The organism is Paenibacillus sp. FSL R10-2748, from assembly GCF_038005565.1.
GTDB lineage: Bacteria > Bacillota > Bacilli > Paenibacillales > Paenibacillaceae > Paenibacillus > Paenibacillus polymyxa_B.
The window spans coordinates 606084-618635 of record NZ_JBBOTK010000003.1; the positions used below are offsets into that span (position 1 = coordinate 606084).

At 40.2% G+C, this 12552-nt stretch carries 12 protein-coding genes; all 12 read left to right on the plus strand.

Annotated features, from left to right (window positions below):
- Positions 1–142: 142 nt before the first annotated feature.
- The 12 genes from NSS66_RS12680 to NSS66_RS12735 all read left to right on the plus strand — a co-directional run bounded on the left by NSS66_RS12680 (position 143) and on the right by NSS66_RS12735 (position 12548).
- Positions 143–526 (plus strand): flagellar protein FlaG, encoded by a 384-nt coding sequence (locus NSS66_RS12680; RefSeq protein ID WP_279835432.1) that lies wholly within the window; start codon positions 143–145, stop codon positions 524–526.
- Positions 527–540: 14 nt separating this feature from the next.
- The gene (gene fliD, locus NSS66_RS12685) at positions 541–2013 is read left to right on the plus strand and encodes a flagellar filament capping protein FliD (protein ID WP_279835431.1); all 1473 of its coding nucleotides are present in this window, start codon (positions 541–543) and stop codon (positions 2011–2013) included.
- Between the two features lie 14 nt (positions 2014–2027).
- Positions 2028–2411: a flagellar export chaperone FliS gene (gene fliS, locus NSS66_RS12690; RefSeq protein WP_039271489.1), complete on the plus strand. Its 384-nt coding sequence runs from the start codon at positions 2028–2030 to the stop codon at positions 2409–2411.
- A complete protein-coding gene (locus tag NSS66_RS12695) occupies positions 2411–2755 on the plus strand; it encodes a hypothetical protein (RefSeq protein ID WP_279835427.1) in 345 nt (114 codons plus the stop codon). The genes fliS and NSS66_RS12695 overlap by 1 nt, the downstream gene beginning before the upstream one ends.
- Before the next feature lie 128 nt (positions 2756–2883).
- Entirely contained in the window at positions 2884–4692 is a 1809-nt protein-coding gene (locus tag NSS66_RS12700) for a motility associated factor glycosyltransferase family protein (RefSeq protein ID WP_279835425.1), read from the plus strand.
- Between the two features lie 29 nt (positions 4693–4721).
- Positions 4722–5741, plus strand: coding sequence for a UDP-N-acetylglucosamine 4,6-dehydratase family protein (locus NSS66_RS12705; protein ID WP_209940545.1), 1020 nt, complete (start codon positions 4722–4724; stop codon positions 5739–5741).
- Positions 5742–5758: 17 nt separating this feature from the next.
- Positions 5759–6457, plus strand: coding sequence for an acylneuraminate cytidylyltransferase family protein (locus tag NSS66_RS12710; RefSeq protein ID WP_340959056.1), 699 nt, complete (start codon positions 5759–5761; stop codon positions 6455–6457).
- A 16-nt stretch (positions 6458–6473) separates the two neighbouring features.
- Entirely contained in the window at positions 6474–7502 is a 1029-nt protein-coding gene (gene neuB, locus NSS66_RS12715) for an N-acetylneuraminate synthase (protein ID WP_340959057.1), read from the plus strand.
- Entirely contained in the window at positions 7499–8638 is a 1140-nt protein-coding gene (gene neuC / locus NSS66_RS12720; RefSeq protein ID WP_340959058.1) for a UDP-N-acetylglucosamine 2-epimerase, read from the plus strand. Before neuB ends, neuC begins: the two co-directional genes overlap by 4 nt.
- Before the next feature lie 12 nt (positions 8639–8650).
- Complete coding sequence (locus NSS66_RS12725) at positions 8651–9277, plus strand: acetyltransferase (protein WP_340959060.1); 627 nt, start codon at positions 8651–8653, stop codon at positions 9275–9277.
- Positions 9278–9296: 19 nt separating this feature from the next.
- Positions 9297–10439: an aminotransferase class I/II-fold pyridoxal phosphate-dependent enzyme gene (locus NSS66_RS12730; RefSeq protein WP_279835404.1), complete on the plus strand. Its 1143-nt coding sequence runs from the start codon at positions 9297–9299 to the stop codon at positions 10437–10439.
- A gap of 60 nt (positions 10440–10499) precedes the next feature.
- Positions 10500–12548: a sulfatase-like hydrolase/transferase gene (locus tag NSS66_RS12735; RefSeq protein ID WP_340959061.1), complete on the plus strand. Its 2049-nt coding sequence runs from the start codon at positions 10500–10502 to the stop codon at positions 12546–12548.
- Positions 12549–12552: the final 4 nt, after the last annotated feature.

A 12552-nucleotide genomic window follows, 5' to 3' on the forward strand; every position in this document is an offset into this window, starting at 1 on the left:
TCCTGCTTATCGCAGGATCTTTTTTTGTTTTATTTTAGTTTTTTCGTAAATAATTGCACTCATTTACCGATATATAATGTATTAGCTTTTCAAATATAGAACGGTTTTATTGTGTCTAAAAACTACTAATGGAGGTTATTCTATGGACTCGATGATCCCCCCTAGCACTGGGAATCTGTTGCCGGTTCAGCCATCAACAGGAATAAAACGTGAAGCCCTTTCAGATGCCGAAACAAATTATGTTGCTACACAAGATGCTGTCCGAACAACCAATAGAGGTGATACCGGTCAGAAGCAACCGACACATGAGGAAGCAGTTTTGGAGCTACAGAAAGTAATTGATGCTATACAAGGTCCACAGAAGACGTTTGAAATATCTGTGCATGAAAAGACGCATGCAATCATGATAAAAGTGATGAACAAGGAAACGGGTGATTTGATTCGTGAAGTACCTCCAGAAAAAATTTTGGATATAGCGGCTAGAATGATGGAGATTGCAGGAATCATTATCGATAAAAAAGTATAGGGGGATATACAATTATGGTAACTAGAATAAGCGGTCTTGCCTCTGGCATGGATATTGATGCAGTAGTAAAAAAGCTGATGACTGCTGAGCGTGTACCGCTCGATAAGCTGACTCAACAAAAGCAGCTAATGGAATGGAAACGAGAAAACTATCGTGAGTCCAGTACTAAAATTGTTTCATTTCTACAAGATAAACTGACGACATTAAGCCGTACTGCTTCAATGAATCCGCAGAAAGTAACAGTATCGGGAAATAGTGACGCGTTGACTGCATCAGCTTCATCGTCTGCCAGTGGAGTATTGGATATCTCAGTAACCAATCTCGCTACTGCCGCAAGATCTGTCTCAGATAGCTCATGGTCTGAAAAGGCAAGCACCGAGCTTGCCTTTGCCGATGGGGCAGCTCGTACGGTTCAGGTTGGTGGGGACACTATTGATGTGGATGCAAACGAAACCATTGAATCGTTTGTCAAAAAAATTAATGATAACAGTAAGACAGGAGTAACTGCCCTGTACGATCCGAAATCTGGTTTGTCATTAACTAGTAAGACTACGGGTTCGCAAACATTCAATATTGATTCTCAAATTAGTAGTGAATTTAAATTGTCTTCAACAAACGGAACCGATGCTGTGCTCAAGGTAAATGGACTTGAAGTCAAAAAGTCATCAAATAATTTTACCATTAATGGCATTGATATTACACTGAAGACAGCCGGTGGTGCTGCGACAAGAATTGAAGCTACCAAAGATACCGATAAGATTGTCGAAAATATTCAAAGCTTTGTCGATGCATATAATGATGTTCTTGCTACACTCAATGGTAAGGTTGGTGAAGAGAGATATAAAAAATACACTCCGCTTACGACGGAACAAAAAGCCGCTATGAGCGATGATGAAGTCAAGCTCTGGACAACCAAGGCCAAGAGTGGCATGCTTAGAAACGATCCCATCCTGCAGGATACATTATCTGAGATGCGTAGTGCCATGATTCAAGGTGTAGATATCGGCAGAGTTGATGCAAATGGTAAGAATAAACCCTTAATGATGTCTGAGCTTGGGATCACTACGGGTACGTATGATACCAAAGGCAAGCTTATTTTGGATGCAGACAAGTTGCGTGCAGCGGTTGAAAAGGATCCAGATGTTGTCGCGAATTTTTTCGGGAGACAGGACCCAAGTACCCTATTAACAAATAAATATACACAACAAGATGGTGTTCTTGCTAAACTTAAAAAGATTTCGAATACCTCACTTCAAAGAATGGCAGATACAGCTGGTACTTCAAAAGTAAGTAAGGACCTAACTGCTTCATTTCTTTCTACGAGCACAATGGGAGAGCAATTGTCGAGCCTGGACCGTCGAATTAGTGACATGACTAGCCGTCTAACGATGATTGAAACTAACTATTACAAAAAATTCACCGCGATGGAGACGGCAATCAGCAAGTATAATAGCACATCTTCGAGTCTTACTGGCATGTCGTCATAAAGGAGGTTTTACAATTGATCAATACACCCTATCAGAAATACCGGCAGACTCAAGCGCAAACTGCTTCCAAGCCTAAACTGCTAATTATGCTGTACGATGGGGCTATTCGTTTCCTTCGTGCGGGAATTGAGGGGATAGAGAATAAGGATAACGAGAAAGCAAATAATAATTTGTGTAAAGCGCAAGCGATTGTACACGAGTTGATATCTGCGTTGAATTTTGAGTATCCAATATCCCATGACTTATTGCGAGTGTATGAATATATGCTGCATGAGCTGATTGAGGCGAATGTTCACAAAATAGCCGCTCCGGCACAAGAGGTGCTGGAACATTTGACTGACCTACGGGAAGCTTGGTTGGAAGCCATGAAAATGCCTGGTGTAGTTGGTAGTGTGTGATGGCAGATCCTAATATGCAAGTACTCCTTGAAGAGCTGCAACATAGGACAGAAGCAGTGTTATCTAACCTTCTGAATATAAGTGAGGAAGAGTTTGAACAGTTTGCAGATCAAAGGCAGCGCATTGTAGAACAGATGCAGCCCTATCAACCATCGTTAACGGAAAATGATAAGCAGAAAATTCGTGATATACTAAGTAACGATTCTGTAATTTTGCAGCGTATGCAGGTACTAAAGGATGAGGCTGGTCAATGGATGGAGAAACGCGGAGCCATTCGTGTGCAGCAGCATGCATACCAGCAAGCTTATTCTGTAGACAGTTTGTTTATTGATCATCGCAAATAAAAAATGCTTTATGGAGCGTACCCCCTATTCGATTTAGAATGGGGGTATTTTTGTGAAAAGGTTCATTCCATTAAGAGTAAATCCGATATACTAATTAACAAATATTAATGTGAAACGGTGGTAATACCTTGTCTCAACTACAAATAAACCATACAATTCTAGAGCAAAGGTTTCCTCATGTTGCAACCAAAATAAATAGTTTGCCGAATGATGACTTATCTATACCTTTGTTTACTGAGTCCTTCGAAAAGGATACTGCTTGGCTCAATGCTGTTGATGGAGCTATTGGAAATGGAAAGATCATTTTTGTATATGGGTTTGAAAGGGGACTCAGTATTGCTGACCTCCTCGAATTGTATCCGAACCACTGGTTGTTTGTATACGAGCCAGATGAGCAGCTGTTTCGGAAGGCTGTGACAGAGTATGACCTCAGTCTTTTGCTGGGGCATCCCAATTTGTACTGGCTATCCGTTGGTGATTCTCAGCTCGATATGATGTTTCATATGCTGAGTAGTTACATGATGGAAGATTTAGTGTTTATTGCGCTGCGTAAGTATCTATCAGATGATATGAGTACGCTACGTGAAATAAAGGGAAAATTTCAGGAGTACCGTCAGAGCTTTATGATAGATAAACATACAGAGCACTTTTTTCGAGAAGATTGGACGAGAAATTTTCTATATCATCTATCTGATGTACTATACACTCCTTCCATTGAGCGACTTTTTTATGCTTTTGAAGGTGCAACAGTAGTTGTTGTATCATCAGGTCCATCTTTACAAGAAGATATCGAATGGCTGAAAAAAATACGTCCTCATGTACTGATTATTTCAGCAGGCTCCAGCATTCAGGCTTTAATAAAGCATGGAATACAGCCTCACCTTGCTGTCATTATGGATGGCCATCCAGTCAATAAGAAGATCTTTGCTTCATCTGTAACAAGGGAGCAGCCTTTATTGTTTACCTCCTCATCTTATTATGAAATCTCTGATCAGAACTGCGCAGAGAAAATTCATAGTATTATGAAAAGTGATGCTGTATCTCAGTATTTTTTTGGACTCAGTAAAGAGGAACTCTTTATATCTCCTACAGAAACAGTTGCAGGAACGGCTATTCAAGCAGCAGCATGTCTAGGGGCCAAACGGATCATACTTGCAGGCCAGGATTTGTCGTTCCCTGATAACAAATTTTACGCAGATGGGATTGAACATTTTGCAGCTGAAACTACAGATAAGAAAGTGCAGGAAGCACCTAAAAAAGTGCTAAATGTAAAGGGGACATACAACACTACAGACGAGAGTTTCTCTTTGATGAAGGATGGACTCGAAAATCTCATTACGGCACTTCCGAGAATCGAATTCGTTAATTCAAGCCGCAATGGTGCAGTGATTGAGGGTGCTCCTTTCAAGCCCATAGAAGAGATGTATAAATTGTTAGCATCAGAATCTGTTGATCCTGATGCAATTGCCGATTTGATAAATGAAAAAAATATTGCTGTTGATATGAATAAGGTGCAGGATGTCAGAGATAAGCTGATAGCGACACGTGAGGATCTTTCCAATGTACGCTCTGAGATTGCAGCAATTCACAAGCTTATGAATAAATTACGCGAGTTTAGCCGGACTAAACCAGCAAAGGCTCAAAATATGATGGAATCCATAGAGCAGATGTGGGGATTGATTGCCAACAGGGAATGGTTCTCACCTATATTTGAGTCCATTATGCCTATCGAAATTGCGCGTTTTGATCAGTTGCTCCCTGTGATTGTTACAGAACATCAGTTGACTCGTAAGTCTGATCTAATCTATGAGCATCTAGGTAAGCTGCTACAGGATATCACAGCACAAATCCCAATACTTGAAGAAATGTTTTCGGAATCGATTCGCCGTTTAGATAAAAAAACAGATAGTGATGCAGTGGTCCAAAAAGATATATAAATTAATCGTTTTACACTCCGGAGGTCATTATGTTTACCAACAAGATCGTACTGGTTACAGGCGGCACAGGTTCAATTGGAAGCGAGATTGTACGTAATATTTTATCGTATAACCCTAAAGCCTTACGGATTTTTAGCAGGGATGAGAGCAAGCAGTTTGATCTACAGCAGGAATTAAAAGAATATACGAATATCCGTTATCTGATCGGTGATATCAGGGACAAGCAAAGACTGAGTTATGCTATGGAGGATGTGGATTATATCTTTCATGCTGCTGCTCTCAAACATGTGCCAGCATGCGAGTATAACCCTATGGAAGCAGTGAAAACGAATGTTATTGGCGTACAAAATCTGATAGAGACGGCTATTGAGCATAATGTAGAAAAAGTAGTAGCCATCAGCACAGATAAAGTGGTAAACCCAACGAATACGATGGGGGCCACGAAGCTGCTATCAGAACGTTTAATTTCTGCCGCCAACTTGTATAAAGGGAGCAAACGTACCATTTTCTCTTGTGTCCGCTTTGGAAATGTTATGGGATCCAGGGGCTCTGTTATTCCATTATTCCGTGATCAGATTGCTAAAGGGAAACCAGTGACGGTCACACATGCAGAGATGACTCGGTTTATGATGTCTATTCCTCAAGCCGCTCAATTGGTCATAGATGCGGCGCATTATTCGCAAGGTGGAGAAGTATTTGTACTGAAAATGCCGATTCTCAAAATTACGGATTTGGCCCAATGCTTGGTTGATTCATATGAAGAGGCGGTTGGTAAACCCTATCGTGGAGAAATCATTGAGACTGGAATCCGGCCGGGTGAGAAGCTATATGAGGAACTCATGACGCTTGAGGAATCTGAAAGAGCGTTGGAGAATGGACAGATGTATATCATTCCTTCGTTATTTCATACCGCAGAGCAAGAATATGAAGGTTTTCAAAGGGCAATTCGTCAAGAATATTCTTCGATGACTGCACCACAGATTTTCCCGAAAGCCATTCGGGAGCTTATTGAACAGAACGGATTAGGCTTCACAAAAGGTATTGTATGATGAGCTATCACCAATGTTTGGCGATTATTCCTGCGCGGGGTGGATCAAAAGGTTTACCCGGTAAAAACATAAGATTGTTACATGATAAACCGCTCATTCAATATAGCATTGAAGCTGCACTAAATAGTGGTTGTGTGGACGAAGTTGTAGTTTCAACGGATTGTAAAGAGATTGCTCGTGTGTCGGGCCAAGCCGGAGCGGCTGTTCCGTTTATAAGGCCCGATGAACTGGCTACCGATGAGGCCAAAAGCATTGATGTATTGAAGCATGCAGTTGAATTTTATGAGCAGACGCAAAATCAATTTTTTGATGTTATTATGCTGCTACAGCCCACATCTCCACTGCGAAATGCTATGGACATTAAAGAAGCATATAAAATATTTTTAGATCATCAGGCTGATTCACTTCAAAGTGTCACTTTGTCTGGAGTGCAACCCTATTTACTAAGGGAAATGGATAACGGACGGCTTACGCCCTACCTGAAAGGTGAAAGGGAGCATTTGAGGAGACAAGATCTCAAAGAACTACATGCTTTAAATGGAGCCATCTATATCGTGAAAAGAGATCTGTTGATAAATGGTGACACTCTGATTGGTCCTATTAATTGTGGCTACATTATGCCTAAAGAACGATCTGTTGACATAGATGACGAGTTTGATTTAAAAATGGCAGAGCTTTTTTGGAGACAATCCAATCACAAGGAATCCTTGCAGTAGGAGGGAGGAATATAACATGAAAAACCTCTTATCAAATAATGAAAACCACCCTATCTATATTATCGCGGAGGTAGGAGTCAATCATAATGGATCATTGGAGCTGGCATTCGAGTGTATTGACCAAGCGATTTTATGTGGTGCAGATGCGGTGAAATTCCAAACCTTTAAAAGCGAAAAGCTGGTAACCAAGTATGCCCAGAAGGCTAATTACCAGACGGAAAATACCAATTCAGCTGAAAGCCAACTAGATATGTTAAAACAGCTGGAATTGAGCTTTGAGGATTTTGTTCTATTGAAAAAGTACTGTGAGGATAAAGGGATAGATTTCCTTTCCACACCCTTCGATGAAGAAAGTGCTGAGTTTCTGAATTCAATTCATATTGACGCATTCAAGGTTGGATCAGGAGATATGAACAATATCCCCTTTCTTCAGAAACTTGATAGCTATGGGCGTCCGATTATTCTATCGACCGGGATGTCTAATTTGGATGAAATTGGAGAATCGTTACAAGCATTTAAAAAAAGTGAAGTACTATTGCTACACTGTACTTCCGACTATCCGGCACCTTTGGAAGATGTAAATCTGCTGGCCATGAAGACAATATCTACAGCTTTTAATAAGGTCACAGGTTACTCAGATCATACGGCTGGGATTGAGATCGCTATAGCGGCTTCAGCACTGGGAGCTAGAATTATTGAAAAGCATTTTACATTGGATCGAAATCTTCCAGGTCCTGACCATAAGGCTTCACTGGAGCCTGCTGATTTCTCAAAAATGGTTCTCGCGATTCGTAATGTGGAGCAGGCCCTAGGGGATGGTGTTAAAAGGTGTATGCCTTCTGAGGAAAGCACCAGATCCGTTGCAAGAAAAAGTATTGTGGTGGCAACATCTAAAAAAACAGGCCAGTTGCTAACACTAGAAGATCTAGTTATCAAGCGTCCGGGCACTGGAATAGAGCCTAAATATTTTGATGACTTGGTTGGTAAGCAGCTTTTAAAGGATGTACATGAAGACTATTTGTTATCATGGGATGATGTGCAATGAAAAAAGTATTGGTGATTACCGGAACACGAGCTGATTATGGGATATATTACCCGGTTTTGCGGGCTCTTGAGGAAGAACATGCTCTGGAGCTCCACCTGTTGGTTACAGGCATGCATTTGTCTCCACAGCATGGGTATACATTGGACGCTATCCAAAAGGACGGATTTCGTGTATCTGCTAAGGTAGACTGTCTGCTTCAGGGATCTACCCATGCTAATATGTCTCGCTCTATTGGAATAGCAATCATGGGCATGACACAAGCCGTAGAGGCTTTGGAACCAGATTTCGTTGTTGTATTAGGAGATCGGGGAGAAATGCTTGCAGCTGCGATTGTATCCTCTCACATGAACATTCCGCTTGTTCATTTGCATGGTGGAGAGGTATCCGGCACGATTGATGAGTCTGTTCGGCATGCGATTAGTAAGTTGGCCCACATTCACTTTGTGGCTACAAATGGAAGCAGAGAGCGCCTAATTAGGCTTGGCGAAGAACCTTGGAGAATTCATGTAGTCGGTGCTCCGAGAATTGAAACGATGATGAACACATCCCTGCCTGAGCTAGAGAGGACGAAACGTAAATACGATCTGAATATAGATAACGATTATGTGCTGTTTGCTTATCATCCTGTCACTACGGAAGAAGCGGATATGCACATCCTTGGTAAGATGATGGAAGTTCTCTTGGCTGGGGAGAATGAGGTAATTTGTGTGATGCCCAATTCGGATGCTGGAGCTGATGCGATCGTTGATGTATATAATCGTTTTTCTGCAAGAAAAGGGATGCATCTTGTAACCAGTTTTGAGCAACTTGATTATCTGACGATGTTGAAAAATGCAAAAATATTAATTGGAAATTCTTCATCGGGGATTATTGAGGCTGCCTCCTTTCATGTTCCAGTCATTAATATCGGAACTCGTCAGACAGGCAGAGAGCGTTCTGTGAACACAATAGATATTGCAGATGACGAGCTCGAATTGACTTCTGCAATAGAGTACGCAATGTCTGAGCCTTTCCAACAAATTGTTAAAGCAGCCGACAATATTTACAGTAGAGATAACACAAGCTCTCGCATCGTAGATATATTGAACCGAACATCCAAGTCAGAGCAGCTTATTCAAAAGACAATTACCTATTAAGGAGGATCGGCCTTGAGCTATATTGTTTTTGGAGCAGGAGGGCATGCCAAGGTTATCGTGGATATTTTACGGTCCTGTGGTGAAGAAATCATTGGCATTATGGATGACTTCTGTAAAGAAGAAAAATGGAACGGCTTGCCGATCTTGGGGGGACGTAATCAGATTGCTCAACTATTATCTCTGTATCCAGAGGCGCTGTTCGTTGTGGCAATCGGAGATAATACAACCAGAAGGAAGATTGTAAGTCAATTAAAAGTTGCTTCAGTCCAATTTGGTACTGCTGTTCACCCAAGCGCTGTAGTCGCACCCAGCGCATTCATTGGGGAGGGGACGGTTGTCATGCCTAATACTGTAATTAACGCTGACGCGTTTGTTGGAGAGCATGTCATTGTTAATACGGCGGCTACTATAGATCATGATTGCCGAATAGAAGACTTCGTGCATATTTCCCCAGGTGTACATATGGCAGGTGGAGTTCAGATCGGGTGCTGTGCTCATATCGGAATAGGTACAAGTCTTATACCTGGTGTTCGTGTAGGGTGCGATACCATCGTTGGTGCCGGTTCATGTGTCATCCGCGATTTGCCAGAGAACGTCATAGCTGTGGGTTGTCCGGCCAAAGTAATAAAAAACCTATAAGGATAAGGGATGAAACAAAATGTCCAATAGAGATAGAATTTATTTATCTTCACCGCATATGGGCGGGCTTGAACAACAATATATCGCAGAGGCCTTTGAAACGAATTGGATTGCTCCACTAGGTAAAAATGTAGACGCTTTTGAATCAGAGGTGGCAAATTACTTAGGATGTGGAGGCGCAGTTGCCCTAAGTTCTGGAACAGCAGCAATTCACTTGTCTTTGATATTGCTTGGTGTGGAAAAGGATGATATTGTTTTTTGTTCTTCTCTTACCTTTGTTGCCAGTGCTAATCCGATCTTATATCAAGGTGCAATTCCTGTCTTTATCGATTCGGAACCAGACAGCTGGAATATGTCCCCTGAGGCACTAGAGCGAGCATTCAAGACTTATAAAGATAAGGGAAAGAAACCTAAAGCTGTAGTTATAGTCAATTTGTATGGGCAGAGTGCAGACTACGATCGCTTGAAAAAAATATGTGATTATTACGAGGTGCCAATTGTAGAAGATGCTGCGGAATCACTCGGAGCAACTTACGGCAAGCAAATGAGTGGAACGCTTGGGAAATTCGGCATTCTTTCATTTAATGGAAATAAAATTATTACTACTTCAGGTGGGGGCATGCTGGTTTCAGATGATTTAGAAGCACTAAGTAGAGCGCGACATTATGCAACACAAGCAAGAGATAAGGCGATTTTCTATCAACATAGTATGTTGGGTTATAATTATCGTTTAAGCAATGTACTTGCAGGGATTGGAAGAGGGCAATTAAAAGTTCTAGAAGATAGAATTTCGCAAAAAAGAGATATTTTTGGATTGTATCATAAAATGTTGTCAGAATTAGATGGCGTATATTTTATGCCTGAAAAGGGTTTTGGTAAATCCACACGTTGGTTAACTGCTATGCAGATTGATTCCACGAAAGTAGGAATTGAGGCTCATGAATTAGTTCATTATTTGGAAAAGTTTAATGTTGAGTCCCGCCCAGTATGGAAACCATTGCACCTACAGCCATTGTTCAATGAAGCAGACTATTTTACACATGAAGTGGGAAGGGATATCAGCCGAGAGTTGTTTTTAAACGGAATTTGTCTTCCTTCAGATACGAATATGACTCAAGAAAATCAAGAGTTTGTTATTGAACAGTTGAAAATAAATTTCTAAGGTGTGCTTCAGGAAACTATATTACTAAATAAAATATAGAAATTTTAGGGGATTTTTTTAATGAGAAGAAAGCCGATTCAGCAACGTATAGAGAAATTGAAAAATTTAAACCATACTATTAGAGTTTCTTTTGATAACAATAATCCATCAACATTGGAGGAAGGCATTAATAAATATATTGAGATCACAGAAGATGCGAATCTAATCTCGCTTAAGAGCAACTACTTTTTCCAAAAAGGCGATTATGAGCAAGCTACGAAAACTTTAGAAGAAGGAATTAAGCTATATCCATTTAATTTTGATATTAACTTAAATCTTGGTATTGTTTATGAAATGCAGAGCCTTTTTACCGACAGTTTTCATAGGTATCTCAGTGCATTTAAATATGCTAGTACGGTAGAAAAACAGGAATTAGCTGAAACGTATATTAATCGAATGAATCTTTTATTGATAGAAACTTATCAGACTCATCAGGCTGAATTGTTTCAAATTATTGAGGAGGGCAAGAGATTTTTAGGAGAAACAGACTATCGATTATTTCCCATTGACCATAACCGTCTAAGCACGATTCGTCGACCTCAGGCAACCGGAACCTCAGATGAATATATGACCAATTTTTACAAATCATATAATAATGCTGATATTGACGAAATTAATAGACACTATCATATGACAGAAACTTTAAAGGGCCGGATATGTAACTCTGAACAACAAATAGCATTAGAAGGTCAAACATTACTGCCTGTTTCCCCGCTAGAGGAAGACACGATGCTTAACTTTAATTTGAACGGCAAGGATTATCCTTTTTCAAGTAAAGATCTTCCTTATAATCAATATAATTATTTACGGTTTAATGAAAGTGGCTTATTAAAGATAACGATGAATAAACCTATATTTATAGGAACACCGATCCCGTTACAAAAAGTAGCGAAGAAAAAACGATTAATCTTCAACATTTTTGTTGATGGGCTTTCGTTTGATTTTATACAAAAACATGATTTTAAATCGATTATGCCCTATACACATGCCTATTTTCAAAAGGGGTTCACTTCTACCAGTTGCTATGCAACAAGTGAATGGACATTTCCAAGTGTAGCTAGTATGTTTACTGGGAAGTATACAACCAGTCACGGCTTATTCCACCCTGACTTTAATCATGCATTTGCCGAAAATAATAAAATGATGCAAGAGCACTTTAAAGAGGCTGGATATCTTACCTCACAAATCGGAGGAGATTGGAGAGTGACACCTGCACACGGGTATCATAAAGGTTTTGATCGTATTCTATATCAAAATTTTATGGGCGGGATGGATTGCAAACAGGTTATTACAGAATCAATAGAGCATTTGGAGACGTTTAAGGAAAGAAATAACTTTGTATGGATATCTTTGGCGGATGTACATCACGTGCCAGATGAGATAGATTGTAATCTCATGACACAAGCACAAACTGACATCAGTAAGCGTGTCAAGATAAATAAAAAGGGTAGTACTACCGTTCTGACTCCTTATGATATCAACAAACATGAGAAGTATATTCTTGAAATTAAACGAATCGATTTTTACTTGAACCTTCTTTATACCTATTTTGATCAGCATTTTCAGAATGAAGAGATCCTGGTTCTGTTTCATTCCGATCATGGTCAATCATTCTTAGAAGATGAACCTTTTCTCCTTCATGAAAGTAGACGTAAAGTTCCTTTTATGATCAGAGGTGGGGATGTCCCAGTGGGAGAATCTGACGAATTTATGGAACTGATTGATATACTGCCGACGCTACTTCACTACAGTGATCTGTCTGCTCCTGAAGATATTGATGGTCACCTCCCTGCATCTTTAGGGGGCGAGGAAGCCCGCAAGTTTGCGTTTACAGAAGCTATACATCCTAATCAAACTTATAAAGCTGCAATCACGGATGAAACTCATATTTTTAGGTTTGAAAACGGACAACCTATTCAGAATGATGGGCTGGTAGATTTAAATGAGTATAAGGTTCAATTGATCAATAAAGAAACTAGTAGCAATGAGACTGATGTGTTCCCGGACAAAGTTGATCACTATGAGGAAGTTGTATGGAAACATATTCGTAAACACATAATAATTAGTTAATAGA

Bases quoted from the DNA above. Each gene is read 5' to 3' on its own strand.
- neuB (WP_340959057.1), top strand. From the start codon at position 6,474: ATGAAAAACCTCTTATCAAATAATGAAAACCACCCTATCTATATTATC.
- fliD (WP_279835431.1), top strand. From the start codon at position 541: ATGGTAACTAGAATAAGCGGTCTTGCCTCTGGCATGGATATTGATGCA.
- NSS66_RS12730 (WP_279835404.1), top strand. From the start codon at position 9,297: ATGTCCAATAGAGATAGAATTTATTTATCTTCACCGCATATGGGCGGG.
- NSS66_RS12680 (WP_279835432.1), top strand. From the start codon at position 143: ATGGACTCGATGATCCCCCCTAGCACTGGGAATCTGTTGCCGGTTCAG.
- NSS66_RS12705 (WP_209940545.1), top strand. From the start codon at position 4,722: ATGTTTACCAACAAGATCGTACTGGTTACAGGCGGCACAGGTTCAATT.
- neuC (WP_340959058.1), top strand. From the start codon at position 7,499: ATGAAAAAAGTATTGGTGATTACCGGAACACGAGCTGATTATGGGATA.
- NSS66_RS12695 (WP_279835427.1), top strand. From the start codon at position 2,411: ATGGCAGATCCTAATATGCAAGTACTCCTTGAAGAGCTGCAACATAGG.
- NSS66_RS12735 (WP_340959061.1), top strand. From the start codon at position 10,500: ATGAGAAGAAAGCCGATTCAGCAACGTATAGAGAAATTGAAAAATTTA.